This is a genomic window from Flavobacterium sp. (assembly GCF_031423415.1).
Taxonomy (GTDB): Bacteria; Bacteroidota; Bacteroidia; order Flavobacteriales; family Flavobacteriaceae; genus Flavobacterium.
Map to the genome: position 1 here is coordinate 18833 of NZ_JANPFL010000116.1, position 21743 is coordinate 40575.

Consider the following 21743-nt stretch of genomic DNA (forward strand, 5'->3'; position numbering starts at 1 on the left):
AAATATGACCAAAACAAATTTACTAAATATTCTAATCATTACAGAAAAACAATCAGCCACCATCTACAACAAAAAAAATCCCGAGTAATCGGGATTTCTTATAAATTATATTGAAATTTTATTTCAATTTCTTTTTGATAGCAACTTCGTGATACGATTCGATAATATCTCTTTCTTCGATATCATTGTATCCTTTTATTTGAATACCACAATCATAACCTTTGGCTACATCTTTCACATCATCTTTGAATCGTTTCAAGGCTAAAAGTTCACCAGTAAAGACAACAACGCCGTCTCTAATAATTCTCATTTTAGCATTTTTAACAATTTTACCATCCACAACCATACTTCCAGCAATAGAGCCTACTTTAGATATTTTGAATATCTCACGAATTTCTGCAGTACCAAGCACTTCTTCTTTCATTTCCGGTGCCAACATTCCTTCCATTGCGTCTTTCAAGTCGTCGATAGCGGCGTAAATGATAGAATAATAACGGATATCGATTTCTTCTTTGTCTGCCAATTGTCTCGCATTTCCAGCAGGACGAACATTAAATCCGATGATGATCGCATCTGAAGCAGAAGCCAGCATTACGTCAGTTTCCGTAATCGCTCCAACACCTTTATGAATTATATTGATTTGAATTTCTTCGGTAGATAATTTAGAGAACGAATCCGACAAGGCTTCAACCGAACCATCCACGTCACCTTTAAGGATGATGTTCAATTCTTTAAATTGGCCTAAGGCAATTCTACGTCCAATTTCATCCAAGGTAATATGGCGTTGTGTACGAACCGATTGTTCACGCATCAATTGAGAACGTTTTGAAGCAATTTGTTTCGCTTCTTTTTCGTCTTCAAAAACGTTGAACTTATCACCAGCAGTCGCCGCACCGTCTAATCCTAAAACAGAAACCGGAGTTGATGGACCTGCAACAGTCACAATATTTCCTCGTTCATCGTGCATGGCTTTAATTTTACCGTGGTGTTTTCCAGCCAACATATAATCCCCAATTTTCAAGGTTCCGTGTTGTACTAATATGGTAGAAACGTACCCTTTTCCTTTATCCAAAAAGGCTTCTACAACAGTTCCCTGCGCAGCTTTGTTTGGATTTGATTTTAAATCTAAAAGTTCGGCTTCTAATAAAACTTTTTCTAATAATTCTTTAACCCCTGTTCCAAATTTAGCCGAAATATCGTGTGATTGAATTTTTCCACCCCAATCTTCAACAAGTAAATTCATACCTGCTAATTTTTCTTTGATTTTCTCGACATTGGCATTTGGCTTATCAATTTTATTGATAGCAAATATAATTGGAACATTTGCAGCCTGAGCGTGAGAAATGGCCTCTTTGGTTTGTGGCATAATGTCGTCATCGGCAGCCACTACAATAATAGCAATATCGGTAACTTGAGCACCACGAGCACGCATTGCAGTAAACGCTTCGTGACCGGGTGTATCAAGGAAAGCTATTTTTTGACCGTCTTCTAAAGTCACACCATAAGCACCAATATGCTGTGTAATTCCTCCAGATTCGCCAGCGATAACATTTTCTTTACGGATGTAATCTAGTAAAGAGGTTTTACCGTGATCGACGTGACCCATTACGGTTACGATTGGCGCTCTGAAAACTAAATCTTCTTCTTTGTCTGGAACAATTTGAATAGCTTCTTCGATATCTACGGTGATAAATTCGACTTCGTATCCAAATTCGTCTGCAACAATGGTCAAAGTCTCTGCATCAAGACGCTGATTTTGAGTAACCATAATACCTAATGACATACAGGTTCCAATCACTTTAGTAATTGGCACATCCATCATAATTGCGATTTCACCAACGGTTACAAACTCGGTAACTTTGATAGTTTTGCTGCCTTCGTCTAAAGCTCTTTGCTCGTCATCCGATTTTTGACGATGCGTATCTCTTTTGTCTCTTCTGTATTTAGCCGCTTTCGATTTACCTCCTTTTCCTTGCAGTTTCTCTAAAGTCTCTCTAATTTGATTTTTAACTTCTTCTTCGGTAGGCTCAACTTTGGCAGTAATTGCAGGTCTAGCCCCTTTTACGAAACCTGGTCTTGCACCTCTGTTAGCATTGAATCCTCCACCTCCAGCATTAGGAGTAATTTTATTTGGATTTGGCGCACCCGGAACTCCAGGAGTTGCAGGCGGTCTTGGCGCACCAGGTTTTGGTGCAATCCTTTTTCGTTTGTTTTTATTGGCATTATTAGCCGCACTTCCAGGTGCTGAAGGAGTTCCGGGTTTGTTTGGCGTGATTTTAGGTTCTTCTTTTTTCTTTTTAGGCTTATTAAACTGAGACAAATCGATGGTTTGACCCGTCAATGTAGCTCCAGATAATTTAGTGTATTTTGTTGTGATTGATTCCTCAACAGGAACTTCTGGAACTTCTTTTTTAGAAGGCGTCACTTCTTTTTTGGTCTCTTTTATCTCACGTACAGGTTTAATGTCATCGTTATCTGAAATAATTTTTTCGGATAAAGGTTCTTTTGGAAGTGAGTCTTTTTTAGTGGCTTCCTTGAGATTTGGTTTTTCTTCAGAAATTTTAGCAACTGGAGTTTCAATTTTTTCAACAGATGGCTCCGATGTCGGTAGAGGAGTTGTAGCAGTTTTTTTAGGATTCAGATCAATGTTTCCAATGTGAACCGGACCAGAGATAGTACCTTTAGCTTTGATAACTTCTTGGTTTTTTAACCTTTCTTCATCGTGTTTACGCTTGTCTTCAATTTCTTTTTCTCGTTCAATGCGCAAAGCTTCTTTTTCTTTTCTTTTCTCTTCTCCAACTTCTTTTGAAGCTTCCTTATTTCCCTTATCGCCTGCAAATTGATTTTGCAGGATATTAAATTCCGCCTCAGAAATTTTTGTGTTCGGGTTTGATTCCACAACGATCCCCTTATCTTTTAGATAATCCACAGCTCTTTCTAAAGAAATATTCAATTCCCTTAAAACTTTGTTTATTCTAATAACTTTCTCTTCAGACATAAAACCTTTTTAATATTACCTTCTTTATTGTTCCTCACACTAACTCTCAGTAGGAGAGGAAAAATAAGGTTTAAAATTTATTTTTTGAAGAATTGACTAGCTATCAAATTCTTCTTTTAGTATTCTCATTACATCTAAAATCGTTTCCTCTTCTAGGTCAGTTCTTCTCACCAAATCATTTACATCTTGTTTCAAAATACTTTTTGCAGTATCCAAACCAATTTTAGCAAACTCTTCGATAACCCATTCTTCAATTTCATCTGAAAACTCCGTCAATTCAACATCGTCTTCATCTGCGACAGCACCAGCAACATCTCCTTCACGAATAACGTCAAGTTCATAACCGGTTAATTGACCTGCCAATTTAATATTGTGCCCACCTCTACCAATTGCTTTAGAAACTTCTTCTAATTTCAAGAAAACTTCTGCTCTTTTTGTATCTTCATTTATTTTGATAGATGAAACTTTTGCAGGGCTTAATGCTCTTGTAATATACAATTGAATATTGCTAGTATAATTGATAACGTCAATGTTTTCGTTTCCTAATTCGCGAACAATACCGTGAATACGAGAACCTTTCATTCCTACACAAGCACCAACTGGGTCAATTCTGTCATCATATGAGTCTACGGCTACTTTTGCTTTTTCTCCTGGAATTCTCACTACGTTTTTCACCATAATCAATCCGTCGAAAACTTCTGGAATTTCTTGTTCGAATAATTTTTCTAAGAACTTTTCAGAAGTTCTCGACATAATTATTTGAGGTTTATTTCCTTTCAATTCTACACTTTCAATGATCCCACGAACATTGTCTCCTTTACGGAAAAAGTCAGATGGTATTTGTTTTTCTTTTGGCAAAACAATTTCGTTTCCATCATCGTCAATCAAAATAACAACTCTTGGACGTACGTGATGTACTTCGGCAGTGTAAATTTCGCCAATTAAATCTTTAAATTGTTTGTAAAGATTGGTGTTGTCGTGCTCATGAATCTTAGAAATCAAATTTTGGCGCAAAGCCAAAATGGCTCTTCTTCCTAAATCGATTAACTTAACTTCTTCTGAAACTTCTTCCCCAATTTCGAAATCGGGCTCAATTTTTCGAGCATCTGTAAGCGAAATTTCCAAATGGTCTAAATCTACATCATCATCGGCAACGATAACCCTTCTTTGCCATATCTCCATATCGCCTTTATCTGGATTGATAATAATATCAAAATTATCATCTGAACCAAATTTTTTCTTCAATGCATTTCTAAACACATCTTCTAATATCGCCATAAGCGTCACACGATCAATAAGTTTATCGTCTTTAAACTCTGAAAATGAATCGATTAATGCTAAATTTTCCATGCCAACTAAATTAATTAAAATGTTACTGTAACAATTGCTTCTTTTATTTCTGTATAAGGTATTTCTTGTCTTTTTTGAACCGTTTCTTTCCCTTTTCCTACTTTTTTAGGTTCCCTAGCTTTCCACGACAAAATTATAAAATTATCGTTAGCTTCAACTAATTCTGCTTCAATAGTTTCTGTTGCTAATTTTACTATTAAGGTTCTACCAACGTTTTTTTTGTATTGTCTTCTGTATTTTAATGGTGATCCAACTCCCACTGATGCTACTTCTAAAGAAAAATCCTGCTCTTCTCTGTCTAAATTATTCTCGATTGCACGGCTGATATCAATGCAATCCTGCAAAGCTACGCCATTATCGCCATCTAAATTCACGATAATTTTAAAACTATCGTTTATTGTCAAATCAATCAGAAAAACAGAAGGTTTTTCTAATAATGCGTCAATTATCAGACCATTTACTTTGTCTTTAAATGTCATATTTTATAAAAAGAGGGAAGCATTGCTTCCCTCATTATCTAGTTTATTAATAAATAACTGTGCAAATATAGTGTTTTTTTTATAAATTAAAAATGATTGTTTTTATGTTAAAATAATTTTGTACTTTTCGTTATCCAAATACAACGCTCAATTTATCTAATAATTTAATAATTTTTTTATGAAAAGAATTTTAGTACCCGTTGATTTTTCTGAATTTTCAGTAGAAGCACTAAAAGTAGCCGCACAAATTGCGCGGAAAAACAATTATGAAATCGTCGTTTTGCATCTCTTAGAATTACCCCATCACGGCGGTGATGGCTTTGGACACGGCAATACTATTCCAGAGATTATTTTTTTTAAAAACAAGGCTATCGAGAGGCTTGAGGAATTATTGGATGCTGAATTTTTAGATGGTATTGAGGTATTTGAAAGTATCGAGTTTAAAAAAGTTGATCAAGGTGTTATTGATGTAAGTATAAAAAATGATATTGATTTAATTGTAATGGGTTCTCATGGCACATCAGGTTTCAATGAAATGATAGTGGGTTCGAATACTGAAAAAATCGTAAGGTCTTCTAAAATCCCGGTTCTAGTTATCAAAAAAGGAATGAAAGAATTTGAACCCACCAATTTTGTTTTTGCCTCTGATTTTTCAAATGAAAGTCAAAAGCCGTTCCGAAAAATGCTTGAATATGCAAAAATCTTCAACTCAAAATTATTTTTAGTAACCATTTGTACTCCTGCCAGTTTTAAAGCGACCGCTACCACTGAAAAAAATATGGCAGATTTTGTAGCCAATTTTGATTTAGATAATTATTCAACTCACATCTATAATGACTCTAACATAGAAAAAGGAATTATAAATTTTTCGAATAGTGTACAAGCAGATTTAATAGGCATTTGCACTCACGGAAGAACAGGGCTGGCACATTTTTATAGTGGAAGTATAGGCGAAGACTTGGTAAACCACGCAATGAAACCAGTTATAACTTTCAAGATTTGAGGTTATTACAAAGAAAGTAATTTCAAAGTAGATCAACTGTAGCGCTATTTAGTCTCTAAATTCCATATATTATTGACAAAAATGTATTCGCTACTTATTTTTCATAAAAAAGCCTCTCATTTTTCAGAGAGGCTTTTTTTGTTGGTCTACAAGGACTCGAACCTTGAAAGACTGCACCAAAAACAGTTGTGTTACCATTACACCATAGACCAAAATGGTTGCTGTTAAGCGAGTGCAAATTTAGTACAAATTTTAATTTTTACAAATTTTTAATATGGTTTTATCAAAAAACTTTTAGTTGCAGATTTATTTGTTGAAAATGTTCACAAGCAAAACTTCTGACAGACCATATTTGTTTTTTAGAAATTATTGTTAATGCACGTGTCATTACGTAAAAAAGCATTTTCTTTGTGTCTGAAAAAAAATAAATTTTAGTATCTAAATATGGCAACATTTAATTTCAATAAATGGAATACAATTACAGGCTGGTGTGCGTTTACAGTCGCTTTAATAACTTATACACTAACGGTTGAACCCACAATGAGTTTTTGGGATTGTGGAGAATACATTGCTACATCGGCAAAACTTCAGGTAGGACATCCTCCTGGGGCACCATTATTTCAAATGATTGGCGCTTTTTTTGCCATGTTCGCGATAGATGACAAACATATTGCATTGACGGTAAATATGATGTCGGTATTTTCAAGTGCTTTTACCATTCTATTTATGTTTTGGTCATCTTCGATGATTTTGAAAAAAATAATTTCACAATATTCGGAAGTAAATAAAAATAATGCTATCGTAATTCTTGGAAGTTCATTTGTAGGTGCATTGGCTTTCACTTTTTCGGATAGTTTTTGGGCAAGTGCAGTAGAAGCGGAGGTTTACGCTATGGCTTCCTTGTTTATCGCTTTACTTTTTTGGCTAGGATTACGTTGGGAGCAAGATATGGATTCGCCAAAAGGCAATAAATGGTTATTGGTTATTTCACTGGTGGTCGGACTTACTTTTGGAGTCCATTTTATGGCATTATTAACCATTCCCGCTATCGGTTTTCTTTATTATTTCAAACATTATAAAGAAGTTACAATCAAAAACTTTATAATTGCGAACATTGTAGTTGTTGCTGTTTTATTATTTATTTTCAAATTGTTATTGCCTTTAACTATGGCTTTCTTTGGTAAAACCGAAGTTTTTATGATCAACGAATTGGGAATGCCATTTGATTCGGGAACTATTTTTGTGGTTTTGCTCCTTATTGCTTTCTTTTATTTTAGTCTTAAATACACTCGTGCTAAAGGACTAATAAAATTCAACACACTCATATTGTGTATTCTTTTCATCTTAATAGGATTTTCAACTTGGATGATGTTGCCTATTCGTGCTAATGCTAATACGGTAATTAACGAAAATAAACCATCTGATGCTCGTGAAGTTTTGGCTTATTATAACAGAGAACAATACGGAACAAATCCTTTGTTTTACGGACCGCAATACACCGAAGCTTTTGCAGGTTTGGACAATTACAATCCTTATTTAGACAAAGCTCCCAATTATGAAAGAGATTATAGAACAGGAAAGTATGTTATTGTAAATAATTTTAAAAATGCCGAGCAAAATACTGATGATAATCAAAAGACTTTCTTACCAAGATTGTGGAGCGGCGAAAACATTGTGAGTTACATCAGCTTTACACATCCACCAGAGTTTAAACTTAATCCAGAATATCCTTATGAAGAGGATTTGTCAAAGTATGGTGTAGATCCGAACCAACTTTCAGAAGAAGATTTGTCTAAAGCTACCGCTCAGTTAAGAAATGAAATCGAAAAGGCAGTTGTTGATTTTAGAAAAGCGTATGCTCAAAAACAATTGGACACCGAAGATTATGTCAAATTTTTGAAAACTTACAGTGATTACTTAATCGTAGAAAAACCTTCGACAATTGATAATTTGAGGTTTATGGTTGAATATCAATTTGGTTATATGTATTTTCGGTATTTGATGTGGAATTTTGTTGGACGCCAAAATGATGTTCAAGGAAAATATGATTACCAAGACGGAAACTGGCTGAGCGGCATTCCGTTTATAGACGAATTGCATTTAGGCTCACAACAAAACTTACCTTCGGATGTTGTGAATAATAAAGGGCGCAATGTATATTTCTTTTTGCCTCTAATACTAGGACTAATTGGTATAATGTATCACGCTAGCAGAGACAGGAAAAGTTTCTATGTGCTATTAGTTTTATTCCTTTTTATGGGGATTGCTCTAAAAATTTACCTAAACGAAAGACCTTTTGAACCTCGTGAAAGAGACTATGCTTTGGTAGGTTCGTTTTATGTTTTTGGAATTTGGATAGGTTTTGGAGTATATGCTTTATATGAAAGCTTACAGAAATATTTAGCCCCAAAAATAGCTGGGCCACTAATTATTGGAGCAAGTTTGCTGGCAGTTCCAGTGCTAATGGGATTCCAAAACTGGGACGACCACGACCGTTCGGACAAATATACCGCAACAGCATTGGCAAAATCATATTTAGAATCTTGCGATCCGAACGCTATTTTGTTTACCATTGGCGACAATGACACTTTCCCGCTTTGGTACGCTCAAGAAATTGAACACGTCCGAACCGACGTAAAAATTGTAAACACAAGTCTGTTTATGACGGATTGGTACATTGATCAAATGAAAACCAAATCTTATGAATCAAATCCGTTGCCTATTTCATTTGTGCACGATGAATATGTCGGTGATAAATTAGATTATACAGCACATATTCCAAAAGTGGAAAGCCGTTGGGAAATCAAAGATTTTATCGATTTTATTAAAAATCCTAAATCGACGGTTGAAATGCAAAACGGACAAACCATTCATTTTTATCCAACCAATAAAATTAGGATTCCTGTTGACAAAAACGACATCATCAAAAATAAAGTTGTGGCTGCAAAATACAACGACTCTATTGTTTCTTATATTGACATTGACATTAAAGGAAATGCATTATACAAAAACCGATTGATGATGCTTGATCTTATTGCCAATAACAATTGGAAAAGACCTATTTATTTTAGTCCAGGTGCGTTTGAAGACGAAGATTATTTGTGGATGAAAAGCTACCTTCAATTGGAAGGGATGATTTATAAATTGGTTCCTTTAAAAACCAAAGTGGACAAAGACACCAGCCCAATGGATATGGGCGGACTCGATACTGACAAAATGTATTCTATTGTAATGAAATGGGATTGGGGAAACAGTGCTGGTGCTATTTATCACGATCCTGAAACCAGAAAAAACAGTATTTCTTATCGATCAGTCCTATCTCGATTAATGGATAAACTCATTGCCGAAGGTCAAGTTGACAAAGCAAAAAAAGTAATCGAATTGTCTTTGGCAGAAATGCCAGTAGAAAAATTTGGTTATTATTCCATGGTAGAGCCTTTTGCTAAAGGCTATTATGAAGTAGGTGAAACAGTAAAAGCACAGCAACTTCTCGAAAAATTGATTGGCAAATACAAAGAAAACTTAAATTATTATGGCACTTTAAGCTCTTCTGATCAAGTGGATTTGGCTATTGATATCATAACTGATATCGAACGATACAGAAGTTTACTGACTGTAATGAAAGAACGCGGCGATGTTCAATTTTACAATAAAAGCAGACCCGCATTCAATACTTACATCAAAATGTTTGAGCGTTTTGGACGTGACAGAGAATAATGATTTCGATTGAATAATTAAACAAACCGATTTAATTTAAAAGCAAATAGTATAAAAAAATGTCCCGAAATTTTCGGGACATTTTTATTTAATGTAAAAACTAAAATTACTATTTCAAAGCTTCGACTTTAGATTTTACATCTTCTAGTGAACCTTCAAAAACCTGAACGGTTGAAGTTCCGTTTTCAGAAGTGGTCACCGTTGCTTTTGCTTTTCCGTTCGCATTGATTAATTCAACTTTAATATTTTTATCAGCAGTACCTTTTTCAGTACAACACGCTTTTTTACCTTCTTCAGCAATGTACTTTCCATTGGCATCATAATGTGACATGCACATCTCTTTTTGCTCTGGCGAACATCCATTGGTTTCACACATTTTAGCACATTCATCTTTGGTCATTGTGGCACATTTAGACATATCGCAATTACCCATCATTGTACCTGATTTCATTTCCATCGTACAGTTCATCATTTTATTTTCAGAAGCGCTTCCGCTGCCTAAAATTGGAGCAATTACTAGTCCAATTAAGCAAGTTAATTTAATCAAAATATTCATTGATGGCCCAGAAGTATCTTTGAATGGATCTCCAACAGTATCTCCAGTCACTGCAGCTTTATGAGCATCAGAACCCTTGAAACTCATTTCTCCATCCACTAAAACGCCAGCTTCAAAAGATTTTTTTGCATTATCCCAAGCTCCACCAGCATTGTTTTGGAAAATTGCCCAAACCACACCTGAAACGGTAACTCCGGCCATATAGCCACCTAACATTTCAGCAACCATTGAGTTTGCATTGGCAACATCCATATAAACCAATTTACCTAGTAACACTATTGCAATAGGGAAACCAATAGTTAAAATCCCTGGCAACAACATTTCTTGTAGTGCCGCTTTAGTAGAAATATCAACACATTTTGCATATTCTGGTTTTCCGGTTCCTTCCATAATTCCTGGAATTTCCCTGAACTGACGACGCACTTCATTTACCATATCCATAGCTGCTTTCCCCACAGAATTCATTACCAATGCGGAGAAAACTACGGGTATCATTGCACCTATAAACAACATTGATAAAACGGGTGCTTTGAAAATATTGATTCCGTCTATTCCTGTGAAAGTGACATAAGCAGCAAACAAACCTAGTGAGGTCAATGCAGCTGAAGCGATTGCAAATCCTTTTCCAGTAGCAGCAGTGGTATTTCCAACAGAATCCAAAATATCGGTTCTTGTACGAACTTCTTTTGGTAATTCACTCATTTCGGCAATTCCACCTGCATTGTCAGATATTGGCCCAAAAGCATCAATTGCTAATTGCATCGCGGTTGTAGCCATCATTGCAGATGCAGCAAGTGCAACTCCATAAAAACCTGCAAAAGAATAAGAGATCCAAATCGCCGCAGCTAATACAATAACTTTAGGAAAAGTAGAAATCATACCAGTTGATAAGCCAGCAATAATATTAGTTCCTGCTCCAGTTGAAGATTTTGCAACAATTGCCAATACCGGTTTTGTACCTAAACCAGTGTAATATTCAGTAACCGATGAGATAATCGCACCAACTACCAATCCTACAATGGAGGCATAGAAAACTCTCATTGAAGAAATTTCTTTTAATCCTTCGCCAAAGAAATTCATTTTCATTGTTGAAGGCAACATGTATTTAATTAGCAAGAAACAAGCGATAGCTGTTAATATAATAGAAACCCAGTTTCCAATATTTAGGGCTCTTTGTACTTGTGCTTCTTTGGCATCATTATCCGTGATTTTAACTAACATTGTTCCAATGATAGAAGATAATATTCCAAAACCAGCGATTGCCATAGGCAATAAAACAGGTCCAATTCCTCCAAAGGCATCTTGAATGTTTCCACCCATATCTTTAATTACGTAGTTCCCAAGAACCATTGTAGCAAGAACTGTTGCAACATAAGAACCAAATAAATCAGCACCCATTCCTGCAACGTCACCTACGTTATCTCCAACATTATCTGCAATTGTAGCAGGATTTCTTGGGTCGTCTTCCGGGATTCCGGCTTCAACTTTACCTACGAACTCAGCTCCAACATCGGCAGCTTTGGTATAAATTCCTCCTCCAACACGTGCAAACAAAGCAATAGATTCAGCTCCAAGAGAAAAACCAGCTAATGTTTCTAGCACCGTAGTCATATCTTCTGTCCCATTTGAAGTCCAAACACCTCCCATAAAATATTGGTAGAATACAATAAAGAAACCTGTCAAACCAAGTACAGCAAGTCCTGCAACACCTAAACCCATAACTGTTCCTCCACCAAATGAAACTTTTAAAGCTTGAGGCAAGCTTGTACGTGCCGCTTGAGTAGTCCTAACATTTGTTTTTGTTGCGATTTTCATTCCCAAATTTCCAGCTAATGCCGAGAAAATGGCTCCAAAAACAAAAGCAACCACTATTAATAAATGAGTTGAAGCGCCGGGAATAAAAGTAATTCCAGCGAGAACAACACTTGCCAAAACAACAAATATTGTCAATAATCTGTATTCTGCTTTTAGAAAAGCTAAAGCACCTTCATAGATATACTCTGAAATTTCTTTCATTTTTCCATCTCCAGCGTCTTGTTTTAACACCCAAGCTCTTTTAAAGCCCATAAAAATTAATCCTACTATTGCCAATATGATAGGCACATAAATCATTATTGTGTTCATAAAAATAAATTTATATTAAATTTTTGGTTACTAGATACAAAATCCGGTTGCAAACGTACTATTTTGAAACTAAAAAAGCAATATTCAAACCAATGAATATTGCTTTATAGAAAAAAAATTGTGATAGAATTTATTAAATCTTAAATAAATCCTCAGGTTTATTCTCAATATTATTAAATCGTTCCGTGCATTCATCAATAATAGCTAAGGCTTGAGTGAGGTCTCCCCAACCTTCGACATCAACCACTTTGTTTTCAAGATCTTTATAAACTTGAAAGAAATGTTCAATTTCTTTTAATAAATGTGGATTAATATCTGATAAATCGCTCAAAGAATTCCAAATAGGATCAGAGACAGGCACACATATTATTTTTTCGTCTGGTCCTTTATCATCGGCCATGTGAAAAACCCCTATTGGCTTTACTTCCATTACACAGCCCGGAAAAGTTGGCTCATTAATTAAAACCAAAACATCTAGTGGATCTCCGTCCAACGCTAATGTCTGTGGAATAAAACCGTAATCAGCAGGATACATCATCGATGAAAATAACATTCTGTCAAATCGAATTCTTTTCAATTCGAAGTCATATTCATACTTATTTCTACTACCTCTTGGTATCTCAATGAGTACATCAAAAGTTTTGTATTTTTCTCTAACCATTTTTTTGTTTTTAGTATGGCAAAAATAAGCAAACAATATTCTATTTCAATATAAAATTAGGTATATTCACCAGACAGACAGATTTAAAAAACCACTTTCCTATTCCTTTTACTTAAATAATAATGCCACAAAAGGTAAGTCGCTAGAGATTTGTGCGGACTCCATTTTGATACATAATTCTCCATTTCCTGTTTGTCGTGAATGTTGAGCATTTCTTTGATGGTGTTTACCACAGCAATATCTCCAAGCGGAATGATGTCTGGCGCTTGAAGCGAAAACATCAAATAAATATCGATTGTCCAGTGACCAATGCCTTTGATTTTGATTAATTCCCCTCGAACTTGTTCGGACGATTTCGTTGCAAGACTAACTAAATCAATGTGCTTGATAATAATCGAATGCGATAAAGCTTTTATATACGACGTTTTTTGTCGGCTTACGCCACTATTTCGAAACTCCTCATCCGAAAAAGAAAGCATCGATTCTGGATTAAAAAGGGTGTGTTTTGCTTTTAATTTTAAAAAAGTGGCTTTGGCTGAATCTATAGAAACTTGTTGTTCAAGAATTAATAACACTAAGGTTTCAAAACCTTGTGGGCGTTTGGGAATTGTTGGCAATCCATATTTTTCAATAATAAGATTGAAAATGCTGTCTTTTTCTGAAAGATATTTAATTACTTCTTGCATATTAGAAATAAAAACCAAAAGATATTTTCGTTGCAAATTTATTAGCATCGGGCATATTGAGATAATTGCCTCTCCAAGAAAAATCTATACGCCAAAATTTGAAAATGTTACCCACACCTGCACTGTATTCCCAATACACTTTGTCGGGAGCATTATACACTAACCCTGAAGCATTTATGGTTCTGTTTTCGTCCGAAACGGTTCCGAAAACCGATTTTACTCCAATATTTTCACGCCAATTTAGTTTTCGCATAAAGGGAATTCTAGCAAAAAATCGCCCTTGAAAGTCATGATCCCAATTCAAAGTTACGTATTGATCAGCAACAAACTCGTAAAATTGAAGATTGTTGAAGGTGTTCGAAATGCGGAAAAGGGATTGATTTCCGGGAACAATACTCATCAAACCTAGTGGAATATAGCCGAATGTCTTTCCCATCTCAACAGTAATATTGGTTCTTCCCAATGGCCCAATTATAATGGGTTGTTTGTAATATAATTGTAATTTTTTGTAGTTGAAATCACTCGAAAACAAGTTTTTGAATCCCTGACTGTAAGTGACTAAAAGACTTGTAAAAGGACTGTCTGTATTATAACGTTCGACACCAAAAGCTATTGGAATCCTTTTTGGAGTATATTCGACTTGGAAATTCACTTCAGATTGTTTTACTTGACTTTGGATTGTTGTTTGGGATAAATCAGTATAATAATCAAGGCTAAATTCAGGCGAGGCCGATAGCAAGGTGCGATAGGAAACACCAGTAGAAAAAGTTAGGTTTTTTACAGGTTCAATTTCTACTTGAACATTACTCAAATTAACATTCGTTAGTTTGTTATTAGTACCAAAAGTCAATAGTCCTGAAGATGCATAATTTCGTCCTCCAATATCATTTGTTGTGGTGAGTGAAGCGCCAATTTGCTCAATATCTCTTCGATTTCCTGCGGAAAAAATCAAACGTTTTTTGGGTTCTACCATCCATTTTCCAGTAACACCATATTTGAATTTGTCGTCTTTAAATCCGTAGGCTATATAACCTTGCAATCGCCACGGGTCATTCGAGTCAGTATAAGTTCTAACTCCTGCTCTCAATCGCATACCTTCGACAGAATTTTGTCCGATCATAGAATAAATAGGACCATAATCTAAATCTCCTAAATGAATGAAGCCACTATCAACTATTTCGACTAAACTATAGATTTGCTGGAATTTCCTGACCGTTTGCAAAGTATCTAGCATTGTATAGACGCCTTTTTCATCTTTGGTAAGATTTTCAAATCGGTTTTCTTCCCAATAGTCGTCTGATTTAGTATAGACTTCTTTGTCTAAATAATTGACTTCCTCTTTATAAAATTTCTCTGGTTTTTCGGTATTGAATTTATGATTTCTGTACAACGAAGTTCGTTTGCCGTAAACACCTTTGGAATTCTCTTTCTTGCTTAAAGCAAAATCAGTCATCATATAATCCTTGGTCATCAAGAAAACCGAATCATTCATAACTTCAAATTCCTGTTCGATATAAATGTCTTTTACCCAGTTAATATTGGCACTTCTGGTGGCTGCCAAATTAATTTTTTTAATAGCAAAAGTCGTATCACTCACCCAAAAATCGCCTTTAAATGTCAATTCGTTTTTGCGTCTTGGATAGAAAACGATGTTGAAGCACTTTTTGTTATCGATAAATGCACTGTCTCTCAAGATATAATTATAAACATCAACTCCTGTTTGCGATAAAGGACTTGTGAAGCTTTTGTCAAAGAAAGTGAGGTGATTGTCATATATGTCAAAATCGGTATATAAATCGTTCACAAAAGCTAAAATTTGCTGATTCCCATTGAAACCTGAGGTTTTATTGGCTTTGGTTTTTGTCTTTACTTTCTTTAACTTATTATCACCATAAACGTCTGACAAGGCTTCATTAATAAAAATAGGCAAGTACGTTTTTCCTGTAATCTTTGAGGTATCAACCTGTTTGAAAATGAATTCCATTCCTTTGAACAGCTTATTTTTCATGTAAGCACTATCAATAGTATTCATATCAAATTCTATTTTTTCGTACTTTTCCATTTGGTATTGGTCAAAAAGATGCAAACCATTTTTACGTCTTCTTTCCCATATTTTTCTAAGAATATCTAATGCTGGATTGTTTTTTTTCGAGGTTTTGCCTCTATAAATAACTACTTCATTTAAAGTCTCTATTTCATTTAATTGAATCTTAAAATTATAATTGATTGCTTTTTCTAAATCAATTTCCCTGTCAGAATAACCCACCGAAGTGACAATGATGGTTTTATAGGTTTTTGGAGATTCCAAATAAAAAACGCCTACTTCACTAGAAACAACGCCTTCGCTTGAATTTTTGAAAGCAATAGTAGCAAAAGGTATGGGTTTATTTTGCTTGTCTAGAACGACACCGCTAACTTTTGTTTGAGAGGAAACGGAAGTTGTAAAGGCAAATAAAAAGAGCAGGTATTGCAAAAAATTTTTTATCATCATAATCAAAAAAAACTCCATCAAATTTAGATTCTGATGAAGTTTCAAATTTAGTTGATTTCTGATAGTAGTTATTGTAAAGTTACTAATATTCAGAAAAGTTTAACAGCTTATTTATTCATAACTTTTTTAACTGCTTTGACTACATCATCAGCATTTGGCAACCACTCTTTAAGCAATACTGGGGAATAGGGTGCAGGTGTATCGGCTGTAGTGATGCGTTGAATTGGAGCATCAAGAAAATCAAAAGCTTGTTCTTGAACGATATAAGTGATTTCAGAAGAAACACTGGCAAAAGGCCAAGCTTCTTCAAGAATTACTAGTCTATTTGTTTTTTTAACTGAAGTTAAAATAGCAGCATTGTCCATAGGACGAACGGTTCTCAAATCGATAATTTCACAGGAAATTCCTTCTTTGGCTAAAGCATCAGCAGCGATATAGGCTTCTTTGATGATTTTCCCAAAAGATACTATCGTAACGTCTGTTCCTACTCGTTTTACATCGGCAACGCCAATTGGAATAGTATATTCACCATCAGGAACTTCACCTTTGTCACCATACATTTGTTCTGATTCCATAAAAATTACAGGATCGTTATCACGAATAGCCGATTTCAAAAGCCCTTTTGCATCATAAACATTCGATGGAACTACTACTTTAAGACCAGGAGTATTGGCAAACCAATTTTCTAAAGCTTGAGAGTGTGTTGCTCCAAGTTGTCCAGCAGAAGCTGTTGGCCCACGAAAAACGATAGGTACATTAAATTGTCCACCGGTCATTTGACGTATTTTGGCAGCATTATTTATAATTTGGTCAATTCCAACTAAGCAAAAATTGAAAGTCATATATTCCACGATGGGTCTACAACCATTCATAGCTGAACCAACCGCAATGCCTGTAAAACCAAGCTCTGCAATTGGGGTATCAATAACTCTTTTCTCGCCAAATTCGGCAAGCATTCCCTTTGATGCTTTATAGGCACCATTATATTCGGCAACTTCTTCACCCATTAAGTATATTGATTCATCGCGTCGCATTTCTTCGCTCATCGCCTCACAAATGGCTTCTCTAAATTGTATCGTTCTCATAATTTTGGGTTGTTCTATAAATTTTGAAAAGCAAAAATAAATATTTTAAACCATTTAAAGGCATAAATTTTCTTTAAAGTACCAACAGAAATATTATAAAAATTACAAATCTTATTTTTTTTAAGCAAATAGGGTAACGAAAACGATATAATTCTTAAAAAATATTATGCACGCATAGTATATTATTCAAATTATTATTATAATTTTGTCCAAGAATTTTAGAAAATTAAATAGCAACATATGAAAATAGTAGTCTGTATAAGTCACGTTCCCGATACAACTTCGAAAATTAATTTCACCAATGATGACTCACAATTTGACACTAATGGAGTTCAGTTTGTGATTAATCCAAATGATGAATTTGGCTTGACTCGCGCCATTTGGTTTCAAGAACAGCAAGGCGCAACGGTTACCGTTGTCAATGTGGGCGGAGCCGAAACGGAACCTACTTTAAGAAAAGCTTTGGCTATTGGGGCTAACGATGCTATCAGAGTAAACGCCAATCCAACAGACAGTTTCTTTGTGGCCAAACAGCTTGCTGAAGTCATAAAAAATGGGGGGTATGATATTGTCATTGCAGGGAAAGAATCATTAGACTATAATGGTGGAATGGTTCCAGGAATGATTGCTGGAATTTTAGGATTAAATTTTATAAACTCTTGCACTAATTTAGTTGTTGATGGTACAAATGCGAAAGCCATTCGCGAAATAGATGGAGGAAAGGAAACCTTATCAACCTCTTTACCAATAATTATTGGTGCACAAAAAGGATTGGTCGAAGAAAAAGATTTGCGCATCCCGAATATGAGAGGAATTATGACCGCAAGAACAAAAACCTTAACGGTTGTTGAGCCTGTAGATGCTTCAATAAACACCAAAGCGGTAAAATTTGAAAAACCAGCGCCAAAATCGGCTGTGAAATTAATTGCTGCAGATAACATAGATGAATTAATCAATTTATTGCACAACGAAGCCAAGGTAATCTAGTATTCAGTAATCAGTTTTTAGTGTTCAGATTCAAAAATCTAAAATCTAAAACCCACCTTACTTCAATAACCAAAAATCGTTAATTTGAAACACAATATAAATCAAGTTTTTAGTTTCCAGATTCTGAAATCTGCAATCTAAAATCTGCAATCTAAAATCATTATGTCAATATTAATACACGCAGAATCCGCAGAAGGAAAATTCCGAAAAGTAGCTTTCGAAGTAGTCTCCTATGCAAAAAAAGTAGCTGAATCATTAGGAACTACAGTAACCGCAGTGACTATAAATACAATAGATGTTTCGGAATTGTCAAAATATGGTGTCGATAAAGTCTTGAAAGTTACCAATGATAAATTAGCTGGTTTTTCGGCAAAAGCCTATGCTGATGTTATCAAACAAGCTGCACAAAAAGAAAGCGCAAAACTTGTCGTATTATCTTCAACTACCGACAGCATTTACCTAGCACCATTTGTTGCCGTTTCGCTTGAAGCTGGATTTGCTTCAAATGTTGTAGGATTGCCTGTAAATACAGCACCATTTCAAGTTCGACGAAGCGCTTTTTCGAATAAAGCATTCAATATAACTGAAATTAGCAGTGATGTAAAAATAATTGGCTTAGCCAAAAACTCTTTTGGGATTTTCGAAAATGCATCCAATATGTCTGAAGAAGATTTTAATCCAACTATTGGCGATACTGATTTTGGAATTAAAGTAGAATCAGTAGAAAAAGGTTCGGGAAAAGTATCTATTGCCGATGCAGATGTAGTAGTTTCTGCAGGTCGTGGATTGAAAGGTCCTGAAAATTGGGGAATGATTGAAGAATTAGCCGAAGTTTTGGGTGCAGCAACTGCTTGTTCAAAACCGGTATCCGATTTAGATTGGAGACCTCATTCTGAACACGTGGGGCAAACGGGAAAACCTGTTGCTGCCAATTTATATATTGCTGTTGGAATTTCAGGAGCCATTCAACATATTGCAGGAATAAACTCTTCAAAAGTAAAAGTAGTGATCAATACCGATCCTGAAGCGCCATTTTTTAAAGTCGCCGATTATGGAATTGTAGGCGATGCCTTTGAAGTTGTTCCTAAATTAATCGAAAAATTGAAAGTTTTTAAAGCACAAAATTAAAATATTTAGAATTCTAACTCTAAAACAGCTGCCTAAAAATAAGATAATCGTATCTTTGCTTTAGGTAGCTTTTTTGTTCCGCATTTTTTGATTAAAATTGCAAACAATTTAAATTAAGATTCAACTCAAAAAGTTATCAAGTTTTAAACCACATAGTTTTTTAGTATGATCATAAATGTAGTTATAGAACGCTTCACTTTTGCATAGTTTTTATAGTTGCTATGTGCAAAAAGTATTTTCTATGTTTTCCTTTTTAAATAATTTCAAAGTAGTTTCTATGTGGTTTAAATTTATTTTTAAGTTTTCTTTCAGAGAAAAACCTTATTTACCTTAATAAAAACAACATTATATAAACAAGCACAATGTGCTTTTTCTCTTAAAAAAATGAGTTTAGTCAAATTATCCATAAAAGGAATATCCTACAGTCAAACCCAAAATGGAGCGTATGCCCTGATACTGAATGAAGTCGATGGAGATAGAAAATTGCCAATCGTTATAGGTGCTTTTGAAGCTCAGTCTATAGCTATTGCTTTGGAAAAAGAAATTAAACCACCGCGTCCTTTGACCCACGATTTATTCAAGAATTTTGCTGACCGTTTCGATATTGTTGTTAAACAAATCATTATTCACAAATTAGTCGATGGCGTATTTTACTCTAGTATCATTTGTGAAAGAGATAAAATTGAAGAAATAATAGACTCCAGGACTTCAGATGCAATTGCATTGGCTTTGAGATTCAACGCACCCATTTTTACCTACAAAAACATCTTAGATAAAGCAGGGATTTTCTTAAAATCAAATCCTTTGAATCCTGAAAAAGATGCACAAGAAATAGACGATGTGCTTTCAAATCCTGAAACTTTCAAACAAAATGAAGAAAGCAATAAATCGGGCTCAACCTATGCAAGTCATACTTTGGACCAATTGAACGAACTTTTGGAACAGGCTGTTGAAAATGAAGATTATGAAAAAGCTGCCAAAATCAGAGACGAGATTTCTAAAAGATAGTCGTAAAAGGTTTAAGGTTTTGGGTGTGAGGGATTGGGCAAAAAAACATAATTAATGAGAAATTTTAAGGAACTAGGAGTATGGCAAGAGTCAAGAGTTCTCACAAAAGAGATTTATTTATTGACTAATTCTTTACCTCACGATGAGAAATTTGGATTAATTTCTCAAATTAGAAGATGTGTAATTTCAATTCCATCAAATATTGCCGAAGGTGCCGCGAAAGATTCCCAAAAAGATTTTTTAAGATATTTACAAATAAGTCTAGGCTCAAGTTTTGAGTTAGAAATTCATTTAATCCTATGTGCAGATTTAGAATTGTTAAGCAAAGAAAAAATGGGAAATCATATTGAAAATATCGAACGAATACAAAAAAGAATTTCTTCTTTAATAAAATTTGTAAAAACTCAAATTTAATCTAACCCCAAAACCAAAACCCAAGACCCAAGACCCAAGACCCAAGACCAAACACCCAAAACCTAATACCCAAAATGAAACAATACCTAGACTTAGTAAAACACGTTTTAGAGAACGGAAATCAAAAAGGAGATCGAACAGGAACTGGAACAAAAAGCGTTTTTGGTTACCAGATGCGGTTTGATTTAGCAGAAGGTTTCCCGATGGTGACTACCAAAAAGTTGCATTTACCCTCAATCATACACGAATTGCTTTGGTTCTTAAAAGGCGAAACCAATATAAAATATTTAAAAGATAATGGCGTAAAAATCTGGAATGCTTGGGCTGATGAGAATGGAGATTTAGGTCCAGTTTACGGGCATCAATGGCGCAATTGGAACAGTGAAGAGATAGATCAAATTGCGGATTTAATCAAAGAATTAAAAACCAATCCGAACAGTCGCAGAATGCTAGTTTCTGCTTGGAATCCAAGTGTTTTGCCAGATACTACTAAATCATTTGCTGAGAATGTGGCCAACAATAAAGCGGCTTTGCCTCCCTGTCACGCTTTCTTTCAATTTTATGTTGCCGATGGTAAATTGTCTTGCCAATTGTATCAAAGAAGTGCCGATATTTTTCTAGGTGTGCCTTTTAATATTGCTTCTTATGCTTTGCTGACGATGATGATTGCGCAAGTTTGCGATTTGCAAGTGGGCGAATTCATTCATACTTTTGGCGATGCTCATATTTACAACAACCATTTTGAGCAACTTGAATTGCAATTGTCGCGCAAACCAAAACCATTGCCAAAAATGATTCTAAATCCTGCCATAAAAGATATTTTCGAATTTACTTATGAGGATTTCACATTAGAAAATTACGAACCACACGATGCTATAAAAGGAAGTGTTGCGGTATAATTTTCTTAAAAACTACATAGTCAACCCTTAAAAAGAGCTATTTTTAATTTCCACAAAAATAGGAATATTATTTTCAGGATAGAAGTTGAACAAATAATTAAGCCAAAAAACAATTTGTTCCTTGATTTGGTTGAATCGGAGCTTAAAATTGTACCCG

At 34.8% G+C, this 21743-nt stretch carries 15 protein-coding genes and 1 tRNA gene; 7 read left to right on the top strand and 9 right to left on the bottom strand.

The window, feature by feature from the left end:
- Positions 1–118: 118 nt before the first annotated feature.
- The 3 genes from infB to rimP form a co-directional block, all read right to left on the bottom strand.
- Positions 119–2998 (bottom strand): translation initiation factor IF-2, encoded by a 2880-nt coding sequence (infB, locus tag RMO83_RS09885; RefSeq protein ID WP_310559517.1) that lies wholly within the window; start codon positions 2996–2998, stop codon positions 119–121.
- Positions 2999–3094: 96 nt separating this feature from the next.
- A complete protein-coding gene (nusA, locus tag RMO83_RS09890) occupies positions 3095–4348 on the bottom strand; it encodes a transcription termination factor NusA (RefSeq protein WP_310559518.1) in 1254 nt (417 codons plus the stop codon).
- A gap of 14 nt (positions 4349–4362) precedes the next feature.
- Positions 4363–4827 (bottom strand): ribosome assembly cofactor RimP, encoded by a 465-nt coding sequence (gene rimP, locus RMO83_RS09895; RefSeq protein WP_310559519.1) that lies wholly within the window; start codon positions 4825–4827, stop codon positions 4363–4365.
- A 178-nt stretch (positions 4828–5005) separates the two neighbouring features.
- On the opposite strand from rimP, the gene RMO83_RS09900 reads away from it, so the two are divergent.
- Complete coding sequence (locus RMO83_RS09900) at positions 5006–5830, top strand: universal stress protein (RefSeq protein WP_310559520.1); 825 nt, start codon at positions 5006–5008, stop codon at positions 5828–5830.
- Between the two features lie 141 nt (positions 5831–5971).
- Here RMO83_RS09900 and RMO83_RS09905 read toward each other — a convergent pair.
- Positions 5972–6042, bottom strand: a tRNA-Gln gene (locus RMO83_RS09905).
- A 232-nt stretch (positions 6043–6274) separates the two neighbouring features.
- Here RMO83_RS09905 and RMO83_RS09910 point away from each other — a divergent pair.
- The gene (locus RMO83_RS09910) at positions 6275–9547 is read left to right on the top strand and encodes a DUF2723 domain-containing protein (protein WP_310559521.1); all 3273 of its coding nucleotides are present in this window, start codon (positions 6275–6277) and stop codon (positions 9545–9547) included.
- A gap of 109 nt (positions 9548–9656) precedes the next feature.
- Here the strand turns inward: RMO83_RS09910 and RMO83_RS09915 are convergent, their stop codons facing one another.
- The 5 genes from RMO83_RS09915 to RMO83_RS09935 all read right to left on the bottom strand — a co-directional run bounded on the left by RMO83_RS09915 (position 9657) and on the right by RMO83_RS09935 (position 17150).
- A complete protein-coding gene (locus tag RMO83_RS09915; RefSeq protein WP_310559522.1) occupies positions 9657–12227 on the bottom strand; it encodes a sodium-translocating pyrophosphatase in 2571 nt (856 codons plus the stop codon).
- A 133-nt stretch (positions 12228–12360) separates the two neighbouring features.
- Positions 12361–12888 carry an inorganic diphosphatase gene (locus RMO83_RS09920; RefSeq protein WP_310559523.1) on the bottom strand — a complete coding sequence of 176 codons (528 nt, stop codon included), beginning with the start codon at positions 12886–12888 and terminating at the stop codon, positions 12361–12363.
- Between the two features lie 83 nt (positions 12889–12971).
- Entirely contained in the window at positions 12972–13574 is a 603-nt protein-coding gene (locus RMO83_RS09925) for a DNA-3-methyladenine glycosylase 2 family protein (RefSeq protein ID WP_310559524.1), read from the bottom strand.
- A gap of 1 nt (position 13575) precedes the next feature.
- Positions 13576–16062, bottom strand: coding sequence for a DUF5686 family protein (locus tag RMO83_RS09930; RefSeq protein WP_310559531.1), 2487 nt, complete (start codon positions 16060–16062; stop codon positions 13576–13578).
- Positions 16063–16172: 110 nt separating this feature from the next.
- Positions 16173–17150 (bottom strand): pyruvate dehydrogenase complex E1 component subunit beta, encoded by a 978-nt coding sequence (locus RMO83_RS09935; protein ID WP_310559525.1) that lies wholly within the window; start codon positions 17148–17150, stop codon positions 16173–16175.
- Positions 17151–17390: 240 nt separating this feature from the next.
- Here RMO83_RS09935 and RMO83_RS09940 point away from each other — a divergent pair, with 240 nt between their 5' ends.
- The 5 genes from RMO83_RS09940 to RMO83_RS09960 all read left to right on the top strand — a co-directional run bounded on the left by RMO83_RS09940 (position 17391) and on the right by RMO83_RS09960 (position 21586).
- Positions 17391–18137, top strand: coding sequence for an electron transfer flavoprotein subunit beta/FixA family protein (locus RMO83_RS09940; RefSeq protein WP_310559526.1), 747 nt, complete (start codon positions 17391–17393; stop codon positions 18135–18137).
- A gap of 162 nt (positions 18138–18299) precedes the next feature.
- On the top strand, positions 18300–19265 hold the full coding sequence (locus RMO83_RS09945; protein WP_310559527.1) for an electron transfer flavoprotein subunit alpha/FixB family protein: 966 nt from the start codon (positions 18300–18302) through the stop codon (positions 19263–19265).
- 384 nt (positions 19266–19649) lie between these two features.
- Positions 19650–20273: a bifunctional nuclease family protein gene (locus tag RMO83_RS09950; protein ID WP_310559528.1), complete on the top strand. Its 624-nt coding sequence runs from the start codon at positions 19650–19652 to the stop codon at positions 20271–20273.
- 54 nt (positions 20274–20327) lie between these two features.
- Entirely contained in the window at positions 20328–20687 is a 360-nt protein-coding gene (locus tag RMO83_RS09955) for a four helix bundle protein (RefSeq protein WP_310559529.1), read from the top strand.
- 74 nt (positions 20688–20761) lie between these two features.
- Complete coding sequence (locus RMO83_RS09960) at positions 20762–21586, top strand: thymidylate synthase (RefSeq protein WP_310559530.1); 825 nt, start codon at positions 20762–20764, stop codon at positions 21584–21586.
- Positions 21587–21743 lie beyond the last annotated feature (157 nt).

What these genes read in the sequence shown, in the direction of transcription:
- RMO83_RS09945 (WP_310559527.1), top strand. Translation starts at nt 18,300, where the DNA reads ATGTCAATATTAATACACGCAGAATCCGCAGAAGGAAAATTCCGAAAA.
- rimP (WP_310559519.1), bottom strand. Translation starts at nt 4,827, where the DNA reads ATGACATTTAAAGACAAAGTAAATGGTCTGATAATTGACGCATTATTA.
- RMO83_RS09940 (WP_310559526.1), top strand. Translation starts at nt 17,391, where the DNA reads ATGAAAATAGTAGTCTGTATAAGTCACGTTCCCGATACAACTTCGAAA.
- RMO83_RS09900 (WP_310559520.1), top strand. Translation starts at nt 5,006, where the DNA reads ATGAAAAGAATTTTAGTACCCGTTGATTTTTCTGAATTTTCAGTAGAA.
- RMO83_RS09910 (WP_310559521.1), top strand. Translation starts at nt 6,275, where the DNA reads ATGGCAACATTTAATTTCAATAAATGGAATACAATTACAGGCTGGTGT.
- RMO83_RS09915 (WP_310559522.1), bottom strand. Translation starts at nt 12,227, where the DNA reads ATGAACACAATAATGATTTATGTGCCTATCATATTGGCAATAGTAGGA.
- RMO83_RS09920 (WP_310559523.1), bottom strand. Translation starts at nt 12,888, where the DNA reads ATGGTTAGAGAAAAATACAAAACTTTTGATGTACTCATTGAGATACCA.
- RMO83_RS09960 (WP_310559530.1), top strand. Translation starts at nt 20,762, where the DNA reads ATGAAACAATACCTAGACTTAGTAAAACACGTTTTAGAGAACGGAAAT.
- RMO83_RS09930 (WP_310559531.1), bottom strand. Translation starts at nt 16,062, where the DNA reads ATGATAAAAAATTTTTTGCAATACCTGCTCTTTTTATTTGCCTTTACA.
- RMO83_RS09955 (WP_310559529.1), top strand. Translation starts at nt 20,328, where the DNA reads ATGAGAAATTTTAAGGAACTAGGAGTATGGCAAGAGTCAAGAGTTCTC.
- infB (WP_310559517.1), bottom strand. Translation starts at nt 2,998, where the DNA reads ATGTCTGAAGAGAAAGTTATTAGAATAAACAAAGTTTTAAGGGAATTG.
- RMO83_RS09925 (WP_310559524.1), bottom strand. Translation starts at nt 13,574, where the DNA reads ATGCAAGAAGTAATTAAATATCTTTCAGAAAAAGACAGCATTTTCAAT.
- RMO83_RS09950 (WP_310559528.1), top strand. Translation starts at nt 19,650, where the DNA reads ATGAGTTTAGTCAAATTATCCATAAAAGGAATATCCTACAGTCAAACC.
- nusA (WP_310559518.1), bottom strand. Translation starts at nt 4,348, where the DNA reads ATGGAAAATTTAGCATTAATCGATTCATTTTCAGAGTTTAAAGACGAT.
- RMO83_RS09935 (WP_310559525.1), bottom strand. Translation starts at nt 17,150, where the DNA reads ATGAGAACGATACAATTTAGAGAAGCCATTTGTGAGGCGATGAGCGAA.